This window comes from Serratia sp. BFP-2025, from assembly GCF_050880365.1.
Taxonomy (GTDB): Bacteria; Pseudomonadota; Gammaproteobacteria; order Enterobacterales; family Enterobacteriaceae; genus Serratia; species Serratia surfactantfaciens.
Window position 1 is genome coordinate 389,989 of the sequence record NZ_JBPAFV010000001.1, and the last position, 15,173, is coordinate 405,161.

A 15,173-nucleotide genomic window follows, 5' to 3' on the forward strand; every position below is an offset into this window, starting at 1 on the left:
GAATGAGGCGCTATTGTGACGGCATGTCCGGGAGATAGCCAGCAGGAACGTAGCCGTAGGGGAATTTAAATTGAAAGCAATAATTATTAGCAGGCAAATTTAATTTTCTGGTGAGCAATATTCTTATTATTTTTGCCGGCAAGAAAGATTATTTAATTAGTCACTTGGATTAATAACCCTGTCGATGGGTGATAATGATAATTAAAATCAAATATCACACCGGTTTTTATACAATTTCACATGGTAGAGTGAAAGTAAGAATATTGATTATGATATAAATTTATGTTTATGATTTTTATGGGTTTAATTTTTATTATTTCACTTATTAACAATTGTGAAATTCCATTTTTATTCAGATATCACCTGGCTGCGGTATTCATCGGCAGATTTATAAAATACTCTTTTTAGGCAAAGGCGCATTCGATTCTATTTAAGCGTGCGCCAGACAGAAATATTCATTACTCCATGCTTATTACCCGACGGCCTTAGCCGATTTTTCGGGTGCCTGCTCGCATTTCCACTTTGCCAGGACAGCAGCTCACGGATTAAAGGAATGCCTCGTGCCTAAAGTTAACTCGCGTTCATTACGCTTTACCGAACGCCACGCCACCAAATATGCGGCGTCATTGCTGTTTATCGGTTTATCCCTGCCGGCCGCCGCGCTGGCGGATGAACGCTATGACGCACTGATCCGTCAGGCCAGGTCGGGTGATACCGCGCCGGTGCTGGCGTATTTATCGCAGCGGCGCGCTCGGGAGGGGTTGAGCCTGCAGCAGCGAGCCGATTATATCCAGGTGGCCGGCTGGGCCGGCCACGATGAAGAGGTGGTCGCGCTTTGGCGTGCCGACGGCGCCGCGCTGCAGCGGGATAGCGCCAGTCTGGCGACGGCGGCCCGCGCCTATCGCAACCTGAAGCAGTGGCAACCGTCGCTGCGCCTGTGGCGTGCGGCGTTGCAGCTCGCTCCCGCCGACGGCGGTCTGCAGCGCGGCTATGTGATGACGCTGGCGGATGCCGGGCAGGATGTGCAGGCGCAAACGGAAGCAGCAAAAGCGGAGAAGCTGCTGGAGCCGGCAACGTGGTATCTGACGCGCGCCTATGTGGACCAGACCGCCGGCCGCAGCTGGGCGGCGCTGGAAAACGTTACCCATGCCCGTGCGCTGACGCCGTCCGACACCGGAATTCAGGCTTATTACGTGACGCTGCTGGCGGCGAATCGGGTTGCGGATCCGGCACTGCGTGAAAGCCAGGGGCTGACATTGCCGCCCGTGCAGCAGCGGCGCCTGCAGGCGGATGAAGCCGCCGAGCTGGTGCGGTTGTCGTTTATCGATGCTCGCGGCGAACAGGAACGTTTCGTCATCGCCGATCGCGCGCTGGCGCGCTATGACCAACTGCTGACGCAGTGGCGGCCGCTGCCGGAGGCGCAGGACAGCTACCAACAGGCGCGTATCGATCGCCTTGGCGCGCTGCTGGCGCGTTATCGAATGGCCGACGTGGTGAGCGAGTATCAAACCCTGCAGGCGGAAGGGCGCACGGTGCCGGATTATGCCCAGCGCTGGGCGGCGTCCGCCTACCTCTATCTGCAGCAGCCGGACAAGGCGCAGGCCATTTTCGGCCGCCTGAACGCCGCCGCACCGCAGGCGGTGACCGCCGAAGACGAAACCGATCTGTTTTACGCGCAGGCGGAGAACGAACGCATCGATCAGGCGGCGCTGCTGGCGCAGCGCGTCAGCCAGCGCTATCCCTACGCGACCCGCCTGTACCAGCTGCCGACGCTGGCCTACAACGATGACTGGCTGGTCGGCCAATCGCTGTTGGCGCAGTCGCGGGTTTATCAACGCGATCTGGCCGAGGCCGAACGGCAGCTGACCCATCTGGCGCGCACGGCGCCGGGCAATCAGGGTCTGCGCATCTCCTTGGCCAGCGTTTATTTGGCGCGCGGCTGGCCGCGCCGCGCGGAGGAGGAGCTGAAGCAGGTGGAAGGGCTGGAGCCGCGCAGCCTGCCGTTGGAGATCCAGCAGGGCTATGTCGCTCAGGAGTTGCAGGCGTGGCGGCAGCTCGATTTGCTGGCCGACGATGTCATCCAGCGCGCGCCGGAAAGCGTCGCCGCTCAGCAGCTCGAGCGTTCGCGCCGCATTCACCACATGTCTGAACTGCGCATCAGCGGCAATCAGGGCATCGATTCAGACGGGCCGGTCAGCGGCAGCCACGATTTCGGCATTCACGCCGCGCTCTATTCACCGCCGATCGACGACAACTGGCGGCTGTTCACCGGCTGGGGATTCAACACCGGCCAGTTCGAGGAGGGCAAGGGCATCAATCGCGATCTCAGCGCCGGCGCCGAGTGGCGCTCGCGCGATCTGTGGCTGGAGGCCGAGGTGGCCAACCGCAACTACGGCCACGGCAATGAGCTCGGCCTGCGTCTCTCATCCTGGTATGACCTGAATGATCAATGGCGCCTCGGCGGTTCGGTGGCGCGGCTGTCGGCCGAGACGCCGCTGCGTGCGTTGACCAACGGCATCAGCGCCAACGGCGGTAACCTGTGGCTGCGTTGGCAGCAGAACGAAAGCCGCGAGCTGCGTGCCAGCGTGGCGCCTTCGCACTTCTCGGACGGCAACAACCGGCTGGAATACGGCCTGGAAGGGCGGCAACGGCTGCTCGCCGGCGCCCGCTATCGGCTGGACATGAACCTGACGCTGTCCGGCAGTCGCAACAGCCAGGAGAACGTGCCGTATTACAACCCGAAGCGCGACTTCACGCTGCTGCCGTCGTTAACGCTCGATCACACCCTGTATCGCCATTATCAGACCGAGTGGAGCCAGCAGTTCCAGGCCGGTGCCGGCAGCTATTGGCAGCGGGACTATGCGCGCAAGCCGATCACCCAGTTGGGTTACGGCCAGCGCATCAGCTGGAACGGGGTGTTGGACGCCGGCGCGATGCTGCAGTTTGAGAAGCATCCGTACGACGGCAAACGCGAGCGGAACATCGGCGTGACGTTTGATCTGAATTATCGTTTTTAAAGGAATAATCATGCTTATTCGATCCTCGCTTTTCGTGTTGGCCGCGTTGCTGACCACCGCCTGCAGCCAGGTGGACGTGCCGCGCTTCACGCCGCCGGCGGAGCGCCCCGTGGGGCCGATGGAACGCCCGTGGCCGGCCAACCGTTACGCGGTGCTGGCGTATCACGACGTGGAAGACGGCGCGGCGGACCAGCGCTACATGTCGGTGCGCACCAGCGCGCTCAACGAACAGTTCGCCTGGCTGAAGCAAAACGGCTACCAGCCGGTGTCGGTCGAGCAGATCCTGCAGGCGCAAAACGGCGGCCCGGCGTTGCCGAACAAGGCGGTGCTGCTGACCTTCGACGACGGCTACCGCAGCTTCTACAGCCGGGTCTTCCCGCTGCTGAAGGCCTACAACTGGCCGGCGGTGCTGGCGCCGGTCGGCGTCTGGCTGGATGCGCCGGCCGGCAAGCCGGTCGACTTCGGCGGCCTGATGACGCCGCGCGATCGCTTCCTCACCTGGCAGCAGGTGCGGGAGGTGTCGGACTCCGGGCTGGTGGAGATCGGCGCACACACCTACGCGTCGCATTACGGCGGCATCGCCAACCCGCAGGGCAATACCGAACCGGCGGTCGCTAATCGGCTGTATGACGCCAAACAGGGCCGCTACGAAAGCGAGGCGGAATATCGCCAACGTATCGAGAAGGACGTGGCGTTGATAACCCAGCGCATCACCGCCGCCACCGGTAAGGCGCCGCGCGTGTGGGTCTGGCCTTACGGCGCGGCCGGCGGCGTGGCACTGGACATCGCGCGCAAGCACGGTTACCGCATGGCGCTGACGCTGGAGAACGGGCTGGGAGACGTCAACGCGCCTGAGAACGTGCCGCGCATGCTGGTGGCCGGCAATCCGTCGCTGACGAGCTTCGCCCAGCAGCTGACGCAGATACAGAACCGGCAGATCATGCGGGTGGCGCACGTCGATCTCGACTACCTCTACGATCCCGATCCGCAGCAGCAGGCCAAAAACCTCGACAAGCTGATCCAGCGCATCTACGACCTGCGCATCAATACCGTTTTCCTGCAGGCGTTCGCCGATCCAAAAGGCGACGGCAACGTGCGCGAGCTCTATTTCCCCAACCGCTGGCTGCCGATGAAGGCCGACCTGTTCAACCGGGTCTCCTGGCAGCTCTCTTCGCGCACCGGCGTGGCCGTGTATGCCTGGATGCCGGTGCTGGCGTTCGAGCTGGGCTCTGACGTGCCGCGCGTACAGCGCCTCGATCCGCAAAGCGGGCAGCTGTCGGTAGACGACAAGCAGTACCGCCGCCTGTCGCCGTTCAGCGCTGTGGCGCGCCAGCGCATCGGTGAGATCTACGAGGATCTGGCGGCCCACGCCACCTTTAAAGGGATACTGTTCCACGACGATGCCCTGCTGTCGGACTTCGAAGACGCTGGCCCCGACGCCGTTGCGGCCTACCGCCAGGCCGGCTTCGCCGATTCAGTGGCGGCGATACGCCAGGATCCGCAGGCGATGGCGCGCTGGACGCGCTTCAAGAGCCGGGCGCTGATCGCATTTACCCAGTCGCTGACCGAGCGGGTGCGGGCGATCCGCGGCCCGCAGGTGCAAACCGCGCGCAACATCTATGCGATGCCGGTGCTCGATCCTGCCAGCGAAGCCTGGTTCGGCCAGAATCTGGCGGATTTCCTGCAGGCCTACGACTGGGTGGCGCCGATGGCGATGCCGCTGATGGAAAACGTGTCGCGCGCCGACAGCGGCCGCTGGCTGGATCAACTGGTGGGCAAAGTGGCCGTTTACCCCGGCGCGCTCGATAAAACGGTGTTTGAGTTGCAGGCCGTCGACTGGCGCAAGGAGCGCCGGATCAGCCTGGATGACGGTCAACTGCTGGCCGAATGGATGCGTCGCCTGCAGCGCAATGGCGCTCAGAGCTTTGGTTATTACCCCGACAACTTCCTCGACGATCGGCCTAAGCTGGATGCCGTTCGCCCGGTGTTGTCCTCAGCCTGGTTCCCACTGCCATGACCGATCGTTTAATTGCCTTATTTATCCTGTGTCTGGTGTTGAGCGTGCCTTTCGGCATCGTCCTGCTGTTTACTGGCGAAGTGCTGCTCAACTTCGTGTTTTTCTGGCCGCTGTTCATGTCCGGTATCTGGATCGCCGGCGGCATCTATTTCTGGCTGCACCGCGAGCGCCACTGGCGCTGGAGCCCGGACATGCCCGCGCCGGTGCTGCCGGGCAACCCGTCGATCAGCGTGCTGATCCCCTGTTTCAACGAGGGATTGAACGCGCGTGAAACCATTTCGGCGGCGATGGCGCAGCGCTATGAAAATATCGAAGTGATCGCCATCAACGACGGTTCCAGCGATGACACCGCCGAGGTGCTGGATCAGTTGACGCTGGAGTTCCCCCGTCTGCGGGTGATCCATCTGGCGCAAAATCAGGGCAAAGCGATCGCGCTGCAGGCGGGCGCGGCGGCGGCGCGCAGCGAGTTTCTGGTGTGCATCGACGGCGATGCGCTGCTGGATCGCGATGCGGCGGCCTATTTGGTGGCGCCGCTGTTGGCCAATCCGCACGTCGGCGCCGTGACCGGCAATCCGCGCATCCGCACGCGCTCCACGCTGATCGGCCGCATCCAGGTCGGCGAGTTTTCGTCGATCATCGGCCTTATCAAGCGCACGCAGCGCGTCTATGGCCGCCTGTTCACCATTTCCGGCGTGGTGGCCGCGTTTCGTAAGCAAGCGCTTACCGATGTCGGCTACTGGAGCCAGGACATGATCACCGAAGACATCGACATCAGCTGGAAGCTACAGCTCAAGCACTGGGCTATCTTCTTCGAACCGCGGGCGCTGTGCTGGATCCTGATGCCAGAGACCCTGCGCGGGCTGTGGAAGCAGCGCCTGCGCTGGGCGCAGGGCGGCGCCGAGGTGTTTTTAAAGAATCTGCGCAACCTGTGGGCCTGGGAGCACCGGCATATGTGGCTGCTGTTCGCCGAGTATTGCCTTTCTACGTTGTGGGCGTTCACTTACCTGGTCAGCGTGCTGATTTTCCTGGCCGGGCTGGCGGTGCCGCTGCCGGAGGGCATCCGCATTCACTCGTTGCTGACGCCGGCGTTTACCGGCTTGGTGCTGGGCGTGGTGTGCCTGCTGCAGTTCACCGTTAGCCTGCTGCTGGAGAAGCGCTATGAGAAGGGCTTCGGCCGCTCGCTGTTCTGGATCATCTGGTATCCGCTGGTGTATTGGCTGCTCAGCCTGCTGACCACGCTGGTGGCGTTTTCCAAAGTCATGTTGAAAGCTCGGCGCGGGCGTGCGCGCTGGATCAGCCCCGATCGGGGCATTGGGAGGATCAAAGAATGACAGATGTCCTGATTTATTCCGAACGCGGCCTGCTGCCGCGCGTGGTAGACAGCCTGCTGACGCTTTTCGCCTGGTGCGGCTTCCTTTATCTGTTCAGCCGCGGCCTGATGTCGGTGATGGATCAGCACGGGGTGGGTTCTGCCCTGTCGCTGCTGGAGGTGATCTCGCTGTATATCATTGTGGCGTTGTTCAATGCCGTCACGTTGATCGCCTGGGCCAAATACAACCAGTATTTCTCCCGCCGCAGGGCCGCTGGCCGCTGGCGGAAACAGCAACAGAACACCCACATCGGCTATATCACGCCGGAGCTGACCCGGCAGCTGCGGCGTTTGCCGATCGCCGTGGTGTCCCATAACAGCGGCGGCGGCATCAGCCAGGTCAGCGGCAGGCTGACGGCGGCCGAACCGGCAGCGAACAAGGTGGTGCAGCTGCGTTAGTCGTCAGCGTTGCCGTCCGGCTTGCGGCGCAGCCCGTCGGGCGGCAACAGCAGGGCGCAGATCATCCCCGCCAGACTGAACAGCGGCAGCCAGCGGGCCACCGGGCCAGGGGAGTAATTGTTCAGCACCGAACACACATAGCACGCCACGGCCAGCGCCCAACCGGGCAGACCGATATCGTTGAACCGGAACGCGGTTTTGGCCATGAACCACGTCACCAGACCGAAGCAGAACAGCGCCCACACCATAATGCACAGCAGATACAGCAGCACCGCGACGAATTCGGCGGTATCGCTGTGTGCATGGGCGTGAAAATGATTTTTGTCCAGATAGGTCGACAGAAACGACAGCAGCGCGATGCCGATGGCGAAGATGGCCAGCGAAAAAATAAAGGTTTTGCGCGAGACGCGCCCGCGATAGAGGCCTTTAGCGAGTTGTCCGAGAGATTCCATAACAGTCCGTTGTCGCGATAATGGCGATGAATCGCCGTCTGGCGGTAAGCAGGGCAAACAGCGGGGCATTTTATCCGGGTAACCGGGAGCGTCAAGGTGATAATTATTATCATTTATTCGCGGTTGAGATTCAGCGTGACCGCCTCAGGCGTCCTTCCATCACGTAAAACGTCACAATTTGGCACGTTTGGCTACCTGAGGCGGTAATTGGCGACATAATCCTGTTTGTTCGCACCGAACAATGCATTAACATAACTCTCACTTATCTCTTGCATGGCTATATGGATATCCGATGCGTCACCTGGTTGCGCTTTTACCGCTGATTACCTTGCTTGCTGCCTGTAGCAGCACGCCGAAACCCAGTACCACCGCTACGCCGCAGAACGCCCCGGTAAAAGGCGGCTTTTTGCTGAGCCCGGCGCACAGCGGCGCGCCGCTGGGTGGGGATTTCGCCAATAACCCGAATACCGCACGCTTTATCGATAAGATGGTGCAGGAACACGGCTTTGATCGGCAGCAGCTGCACGATGTGCTGGCGCAGGCCCGGCGATTGGATTCGGTGCTGCGGCTGATGGACAGGCAAGCGCCGACGCCGTCTACCCAGGGGCCAACCGGGCCGAATGGCTCCTGGCTGCGCTATCGCAACAAATTTATTACGCCGGATAACGTGCAGAACGGCGTGGTGTTCTGGAACCAATATCAGGATGCGCTGCAGCGTGCCTGGCAGGTGTACGGCGTGCCGCCGGAGATCATCGTGGGGATTATCGGCGTGGAGACCCGCTGGGGCCGCGTAATGGGTAAAACCCGCATTATCGATGCGTTGGCGACGCTGGCCTTTGACTATCCGCGCCGCGCCGATTACTTCGCCGGTGAGCTGGAAACCTTCCTGCTGATGTCGCGCACCGAAGGCGACGATCCGCTCGAGCTGCGTGGCTCCTTCGCCGGCGCGATGGGCTACGGGCAGTTCATGCCTTCCTCCTTCAAAAGCTATGCGGTCGACTTTAACGGCGATGGTCATATCAACCTGTGGGATCCGGTCGATGCCATCGGCAGCGTGGCCAATTACTTCAAGGCGCACGGGTGGTCCAAAGGCGAACCGGTCGCCATCCAGGCCAACGGCCAGGCGCCGGGGCTGGAAAACGGCTTCAAGACTCGCTATTCGGTTGCCGCGCTGGCGGAAGCTGGCCTAAGCCCACAGGGTTCGCTCGGCGATAATCAGGAGGCCAGCCTGCTGCGGCTGGACGTTGGCACCGGCTACCAGTATTGGTACGGCTTGCCGAACTTCTACGTCATCACCCGCTATAACCACAGCACCCACTACGCCATGGCGGTGTGGCAGTTGGGCGAAGCGGTTGGGCGCTCGGCGCGCGGCGGTTTCTGACGCTGCTTCAATCAACGAAAAAGGCCGCTTGCGCGGCCTTTTTTACGTTCTGAGCAATCAGAAGTCGTAGCGCAGACGCACCACGGTCATATCGCCGAGGTTGTCGGTGCTCGATGTCAGCACATGCTCTACGTCAACGCGGAAGCCGTAGTCAAACTGCACGGTAACCCCGAGGCCGTTGTCGATGCGCTGGTAGTTGCGGCCGGTGACGTATTCCAGGCGATCGCCCATGAAGTACGGCATCACCGATTTCACCGCGTACTGACCAACCGGCACGGTATAACCGGCCAGGTACTCGATGCCCCACGCGTCGCCGGCGAAGTAATTGTTGATGTCGGCTTTCTTGGTGGTCAGGAAGTCGTGGTAGTAACCGCCGCCGAAGGTCAGCGTCCAGTTGTCCGGTTTCCAGCTGATGGCGGTGCCGACGATGTTCTGGTCGTAGCTTTTGCTGCCGCTGGTGGACGGGTTGCGCATTTCGGCGCGGGTGTAGTTCCAGGCGGTGCCCCAGGTCAGATCCTGAGTAATGTGGTAATCCACGCCCAGTGAGCCGCCGCCTTTGCGCTTATAGCGCAGGCCGTTGCCCGGCAGGTAGTCGCTGTCGCTGAACAGGTACGAAGCGTAAACGTCCGCATCGCCGAAGCTATTTTTGTACTTCAGCATTTTGCGTGAACGGTAAGAGCCGTCGTAGTCGCCGTTGATGCCGTTGCCCGGCGCCTGAGCCAGCATGTCGTAGTCCCAGATGTCGGTTTTGGCACCGACGACATCATAGTAAACGCTGTTCTGCTGGCCGAAGGTCATCTGTCCCCAGGTTTTGCTCTTCAGGCCGGTATACAGCATGCGGCGGCTGGTGTTTCGCGCGCCGTCGGCATAGTGATGATCCCAGTCAAACAGCGCCGGAATGTTCACACCCAGCTCGTAGTAGCTGATCCAGCTGATATCGTCGAACAGGTAGTAGTCCGCCGCGAAACGGAAACGGGTGCCGCCGTCGAAGCCGTTACGCTTGTAGGAGCCCTTGTCACCGTCGCCCGTCATGTTGTTGAACTGCGGACGGATGCTGCCGCCAACGGTGAAGTTCAGGCGGCTGAGCGGATCGCCGGCCTGCGGATCTTGCTTCAGCAGGGTGATTTCCGCCTGAGCGGCGAACGACGCACTGCCGATCGCCAGACCCAGCGCCACTGCCTGAGTCACTACGCGCAATTTCATTGCCATGTGTTATCCCTGTTTTATGTATGACCGCCCCCATCAGCGCCGCCATGCCGATGTTTTGCGCAAAAAGCTGCGTTTTTGCGCATTTTGACGGTGTTTTTTAGTGTTTTCGCGGCGGGCGGCATTTGTAACATAAACGACGAGATAAATAATTACTTTTCTTGCTAATTATTGGCCGGTTTTTGACCATTTCGTGCGGCGAAAACGGGCGCTATGCATGCCTCTCCGCTTGGATGAATTCATTTAACGCCAAGGTTTATATTTTTCATTTGTCAGCCACCGGCGCCTGCCTGTAATTTCAACCGTGCAAGAGATAATTGATTTTAGCCTGTCACCGCCGTATTAACGTTGGCCTTTGGCTGCGTAATCGGTCGGGATAAATAAGCGATTGGGAGGTCGCCATGAGAAACCTGTTAATGTTGTTAGTGGGGTTGTTTTCATTACCGGCGATGGCGGCGGAGTCGCACGTTTGCCATTCTCAAGCTTATGATTATGCTGAGGTTAGCAAACTCAGGTTGTCCGACGATACCCTGTTTACCTGCCGCGGCGTGGGGCACCTGACGATCCCTGAACTGGCGCGTAAAGGATGGAAGGTGATTCATTTGGCGCAGCAAACCGAATATACCGACGCCGTAGACAGCGATGGTGAGGTTATTAAACTTTATCAGGAAATCGTGGTTTATAAAGAATAAGACGACGGCAGCCTGTTATTATTCCAACGGCGGCGAGAACTTATTATGAATGCAAGAATTGGTATCGACGGCAGAGCTGCCGCCGCCATGGTGATGCTATGCGCCATCTGGGGGATGCAGCAGGTGGCGATCAAGGCGGCAGAGTCGGACATGTCGGCGGTGCTGCAGATTGCCATTCGCTCGGGTCTCGCCGCGCTGGGGGTTTATCTGCTGGCGCGCTGCCGCGGCGAACGCTTCACCTGGGATCGCGCTACGCTGTGCGCCGGTTTGAGCGTGGGGGGATTGTTTGCGCTGGAGTTCTTTTTTGTCTCCGAGGGGCTGCGTTACACCAGTGCTTCACATATGGCGGTGTTTTTGTACACCGCGCCGCTGTTTTCCGCGCTTGGCCTGCATTTTCTTATTCATCAGGAGCGCCTGTCGCCGATGCAGTGGTTTGGCATGCTCATCGCCTTTGGCGGCGTGGTGCTGGCCATGTCGGGCATGGCCGTGGAAAGCGGCGGTGCCGAGCGGCTGAAAGGCGATCTCTACGGCCTGCTGGCGGGGATCGCCTGGGGCGGTTCTACTCTGGTGATTCGCACCACCCGTCTGGCGGAGTGCCCCGCCAAACAGACGCTGCTGTTTCAGTTGACGGGCGCCGGCGTGCTGCTGTCGCTGCTGGCGATAGCGACGGGCAATTTGCACGCCGTCATGAGCACGGTGGTCTGGAGCAGTTTGCTGTTCCAAACGGTGATCGTGTCGTTTTTCAGCTACCTGATCTGGTTTTCACTGTTGCGCCGCTATCAGGCTTCTTCGCTGGGCATTCTTACCTTTATGACCCCGGTATTCGGTATCCTGGCGGGTGTCGTCATTCTCGGCGAACCGCTGCAAATTGAGTTTGTATTGGGTGCTTTGCTGATCGTGCTGGGGCTAGTCGTGGTGAGTTGCTCATATCTTATTTATGTTGACCGAAGGGTGGCACCAAAAATATAAATTATGGATGTTGATGTACAGAACTACCAAATAAGCTGCGAAAGCCAATTCATTATTCAACTGCAAATATCTCGCTATGCCTGGGGCGTGCCGCTGATTACGCTCATCGATAACGGCGATTTGACCGTAATAAGAAGCCGAGGCTGGTCAAAGTTGGCTAACGGGATGGCGTTGGAAGTTTATTACTTTGCCAATAATTCCCTGCTGGCCTGGGATAAAAATCGGAAATATATCTCCTATTCAAAAGACGGGCGCATTTATGCCTGTGCGCTGCACTTCTCTTATTCCCCCAACATATGGAAATAAGCCTCTGGCCGTCAGGCCAGAGGAAAGGTCTTCATGATCCACTGTTTAAAGGCGAGGATTTTCGGCCACTGCCGTTCGGAGATGGTCGAGGTAAAATAGCAGTGCTCACAGGGCACGGTCATATTGCTGAACGGGATGATCAGCTCACCGCTTTTGATCCAATCCTGCACCAGATTGAGCCGCCCCATGGCGACGCCAAGGTGCCGCGTGGCGGCCAGCACCGCAAGATCGGAGCGGTCGAACTCCATGCTTTTGCTGTCGGTATCCAACCCCAGCGCAAAGTGTTGCGACCAGGTTTGCCATTCATCTTCGCCGGAATTGTAGCGATCGTGCAGCAACGTGCAGTGGGCCAGGTTTTCCGGCGCGTCGTACAGATTATGCGCGGCGGCGTACTGCGGGGTGCAGATCGGCACCATTGATTCCTGCATAAAGGCTTCGTCCAGATGCCGCCCAGAGGGCAGTTTGCCGAAGTACATCGCCAGGTCCACGCCACGGTTGGCCAGGTTGATGATCTCTTGCCCGGTCAGAATATTGAGGTGAATGGTGGGGTGTTGGGCGATAAAGTCGCCGATGCGCGGCAGCAGCAGACATTGCACCAGGGATGGGTGCGAGTAGAGCGTCAATGTCCCCGTCAACTCGCGATTTTTGATATCCAGAATTTCCTGATTCAAAGTGTTGAAGGAACTGTCCAGCGCCCATTGCATGCGCTCACCTTCCGGCGTCAGGGTAATTCTGCGATGAAAACGCTGGAATAGCAGAAAGCCCAACTCCTTTTCGAGCAAATTAATGCGATGGCTCACGGCGCTGGGGGTGATCGACAATTCTTGCGCCGCCAGCGCAAAAGATAAATGACGGGCGACGCATTCGAAAGTATGCAGCCGGGAAAATTGATAGCTGGTCAGCGGGGTGGCCCGTTGTGAATATTTTCTACTGGGGAACATGTTATTTCTCCGTGCGCGCAATGCAGCGATACTAACATTTAATGGAGAAAGGGATAAACCCAGGTTGGTGAATATATTCGGATGTTAAACTGACGATTTCAGTGATGCTGAGGGTAAGCTGATTTATTGCCTCATGACCGTAAATAACGGGCGGATGGCTTGGGGTGAGAAGACGATGAGCGTCGGGAATCGGTGAGTAAAATAACATGGCTGCGGTTAAGCGGCGACTAAATACGCCTATCTATGAGGGATATAGCGGCTTCACTATGATAATTCGGCGCACCCGCTGCGTTTGCTCTTTGGCCGAGAGGACCGGGCCCGATGGTTACCCACCGGGCCCGGCATTCAGTGAAAAGCGATTTGCTCGTCGGCGCGCATCAACGGCGGCGCAGCAGCAGGCCGGTCAATAGGCCTGCGCCGGCAATCAAAGCCAACGCGACGATCGGGTTTTTCTTCATCATGCTGCCGGCACAGCTCAGGGCTTCGCCGTATTTTTCTTGCAGCGCGCCCGCTGCATAGCGCGTGGCGCCTTCGGCTTGCAAACGTTCGTTTCCGGTAACGTCGCCCGCCATTTCCTGCGCTTTGCCCGCCACTTTCTCTATCATGCCATCGGCTTTTTCGCTGTTCATTATGATGCGCTCCTAAGGTTCGATCCGTTTGGCTTCCGCACAGGGCGAAAGCTTGCATTTGCATTTCCATGTTATGCACTACATCGGGTGCCTATAAGGGGCGTTTGCATCGGTGCGGATAGTGCATTTGCAGGCTACTTGCCGTTCCTGGCGCTTGGCCCACCGGTAAACAGCCCGCGTTCTCTGGCCCAGACGATGGCTTCGCTGCGGCTATGCACACCCAGTTTGGAATAGACCGTCGCGACATGGTTGCGAATGGTGTTGAGCGCCAGATTGAGACGCGCCGCGATTTTCTTGTCCGGCAGCCCCTCGCAAATCAATTCCAGCACATCGCGCTCGCGCGGCGTGAGATCGCTGGCGTTAAATCTGGCCTGGTCGGGCCGGTTGATGCTTTTCACGTTAGCCAGTTTTTCGATCAGGGTTTGGCTGAACCAGGAAGCGTCCTGCATCACTTCTTCGATGGCGCTCACCAGCTCCAGCTCCGAGCGTTTGCGTTCGGTAATGTCCATCAAGACCAACAGATAACAGGGCGCATTGTGGATGCTGATGGCGTCCGCCGAGGCCACGCAGTCGATCAGCTCACTCCCTTTCTTGCGCACCTGGATGTCCAGCCCTTCGACGTTACCGCCTTTTTCCAGGGCGGCAAACAGCCGGCGGCTTGCCTCGGGATCGTCAATAAACTGGATCTCATCGACCGTCTTGCCGATCAAGGCTTCGGCCTCGTACTCGGTGGTGCGGGTGAAGGCTTCGTTGACATCCAGCACGCGCCGCTCGTCTGCGGTGCACAGTAGCGTTGGCACCGGGCTCAGGCGAAATGCCTTGGCGAATCGCTCTTCGCTTTCTCGCAGCGCCGATTCAGCCTGGCGTCGGGGTTCGAGATCGGTGAATGTGAACAGCATGCAATCGTCTTCATTGAAGTCCAATGGTTGGCCGGCAACCACCACCAGCTTGCTTCCGCCACCGGGCAGTTTCAGCTCGGCCTCCATCTGCGGAATGGTGGCGCCTTCTCCCAGGCGCTGTACCGCCAGCTCTTTGTGCTCCGCTTGTTCCAGGACATCCACTTCATAAACCGAACGGCCCATGACCTGTTCGCGTTGATAACCGGTCATATCCAGAAACCCTTGATTGACCTTGACGTAGCGCAGGTCGCTTAGCCGACAGATGACCGCCGGCGCCGGGTTGGCGTTGAAGGTTTTTTCAAAACGCTGCTCCGCGCTGGCCCACTCGGTAGCATCGCTCAGGATCAGCGCCAGCAGCTCCGGCTGCCCCTGTGGATCGGTGACGATCAGGCTCCGCAGGCGGTGCACCCAGAAGCTGTCCGGATCGTCTAACCGCCGAACTTCCACCACCACATCGGTAAAGGTCTCGCCATCGGCAACCCGGCTCAGCGGGTACTGTTCCAGCGCCAGCGGATGATTGTTGCGATAGCGCAGGGCAAAACGCGCCGCGTACTCGCCGGCATTGGCCCCCAGGGCTTTCTGATGACCCACGCCATGCATGGCGAGCGCGGCCTCGTTGGCCCAGAGAAGGGTTTGCTCGGTATCCGTCAGGATCACGCCGTCGGACAAGCCGGAGATGATTTGCTGCAGGTGGCCGCGCTGGGTTTCGCTGGCGAGGACGGATTGGCTCATGGATTCTCCGCTAGACAGAAGGGGGCGGCCTCTGGCGGGGGCCGCAGATTACGCTACTCGCTGAGCAGCTTAGTGCATAACGTGCGAATTCGCAGGGTGTGAATGCACTAGTCATTCTGGCGCAAATGAACCGGGACGGCCGACGACGCCGCGCGGCAGACTGA

At 59.3% G+C, this 15,173-nt stretch carries 13 protein-coding genes; 8 read left to right on the top strand and 5 right to left on the bottom strand.

Annotated features, from left to right (window positions below):
• Positions 1–560 precede the first annotated feature (560 nt).
• From pgaA to pgaD, 4 genes are read left to right on the top strand one after another with little or no spacing between them, the layout of a single operon-like run.
• A complete protein-coding gene (pgaA, locus tag ACRAWE_RS01890) occupies positions 561–3,017 on the top strand; it encodes a poly-beta-1,6 N-acetyl-D-glucosamine export porin PgaA (protein ID WP_071892027.1) in 2,457 nt (818 codons plus the stop codon).
• A gap of 10 nt (positions 3,018–3,027) precedes the next feature.
• The gene (gene pgaB / locus ACRAWE_RS01895) at positions 3,028–5,034 is read left to right on the top strand and encodes a poly-beta-1,6-N-acetyl-D-glucosamine N-deacetylase PgaB (RefSeq protein WP_063919810.1); all 2,007 of its coding nucleotides are present in this window, start codon (positions 3,028–3,030) and stop codon (positions 5,032–5,034) included.
• Positions 5,031–6,365: a poly-beta-1,6-N-acetyl-D-glucosamine synthase gene (pgaC, locus tag ACRAWE_RS01900; RefSeq protein ID WP_063919809.1), complete on the top strand. Its 1,335-nt coding sequence runs from the start codon at positions 5,031–5,033 to the stop codon at positions 6,363–6,365. The genes pgaB and pgaC overlap by 4 nt, the downstream gene beginning before the upstream one ends.
• Complete coding sequence (gene pgaD / locus ACRAWE_RS01905; protein WP_019453806.1) at positions 6,362–6,802, top strand: poly-beta-1,6-N-acetyl-D-glucosamine biosynthesis protein PgaD; 441 nt, start codon at positions 6,362–6,364, stop codon at positions 6,800–6,802. The genes pgaC and pgaD overlap by 4 nt, the downstream gene beginning before the upstream one ends.
• Here pgaD and ACRAWE_RS01910 read toward each other — a convergent pair.
• Positions 6,799–7,254, bottom strand: a complete 456-nt coding sequence (locus ACRAWE_RS01910; protein ID WP_432524587.1) for a DUF805 domain-containing protein — start codon at positions 7,252–7,254, stop codon at positions 6,799–6,801. The two genes, pgaD and ACRAWE_RS01910, sit on opposite strands and share 4 nt — an antisense overlap.
• Positions 7,255–7,546: 292 nt before the next feature.
• Between ACRAWE_RS01910 and mltB the strand changes: the two genes are divergently transcribed.
• Complete coding sequence (mltB, locus tag ACRAWE_RS01915; protein ID WP_019453804.1) at positions 7,547–8,635, top strand: lytic murein transglycosylase B; 1,089 nt, start codon at positions 7,547–7,549, stop codon at positions 8,633–8,635.
• 57 nt (positions 8,636–8,692) lie between these two features.
• Here mltB and ACRAWE_RS01920 read toward each other — a convergent pair whose 3' ends face one another.
• The gene (locus tag ACRAWE_RS01920; RefSeq protein ID WP_019453803.1) at positions 8,693–9,838 is read right to left on the bottom strand and encodes a porin; all 1,146 of its coding nucleotides are present in this window, start codon (positions 9,836–9,838) and stop codon (positions 8,693–8,695) included.
• Between the two features lie 404 nt (positions 9,839–10,242).
• Between ACRAWE_RS01920 and ACRAWE_RS01925 the strand changes: the two genes are divergently transcribed.
• The 3 genes from ACRAWE_RS01925 to ACRAWE_RS01935 are packed head-to-tail and all read left to right on the top strand — an operon-like array spanning position 10,243 to position 11,808.
• Positions 10,243–10,533, top strand: a complete 291-nt coding sequence (locus tag ACRAWE_RS01925) for a hypothetical protein (RefSeq protein ID WP_025160153.1) — start codon at positions 10,243–10,245, stop codon at positions 10,531–10,533.
• Between the two features lie 45 nt (positions 10,534–10,578).
• Complete coding sequence (locus tag ACRAWE_RS01930) at positions 10,579–11,502, top strand: DMT family transporter (RefSeq protein WP_154746583.1); 924 nt, start codon at positions 10,579–10,581, stop codon at positions 11,500–11,502.
• Between the two features lie 3 nt (positions 11,503–11,505).
• Entirely contained in the window at positions 11,506–11,808 is a 303-nt protein-coding gene (locus ACRAWE_RS01935; RefSeq protein ID WP_019453800.1) for a hypothetical protein, read from the top strand.
• Between the two features lie 11 nt (positions 11,809–11,819).
• On the opposite strand, the gene dsdC is transcribed toward ACRAWE_RS01935, so the two are convergent.
• The 3 genes from dsdC to ACRAWE_RS01950 form a co-directional block, all read right to left on the bottom strand.
• Complete coding sequence (gene dsdC / locus ACRAWE_RS01940) at positions 11,820–12,749, bottom strand: DNA-binding transcriptional regulator DsdC (RefSeq protein WP_019453799.1); 930 nt, start codon at positions 12,747–12,749, stop codon at positions 11,820–11,822.
• A gap of 377 nt (positions 12,750–13,126) precedes the next feature.
• On the bottom strand, positions 13,127–13,378 hold the full coding sequence (locus tag ACRAWE_RS01945; protein ID WP_019453798.1) for a CsbD family protein: 252 nt from the start codon (positions 13,376–13,378) through the stop codon (positions 13,127–13,129).
• Positions 13,379–13,512: 134 nt separating this feature from the next.
• A complete protein-coding gene (locus ACRAWE_RS01950) occupies positions 13,513–15,009 on the bottom strand; it encodes a PAS domain S-box protein (RefSeq protein ID WP_432524591.1) in 1,497 nt (498 codons plus the stop codon).
• Positions 15,010–15,173 lie beyond the last annotated feature (164 nt).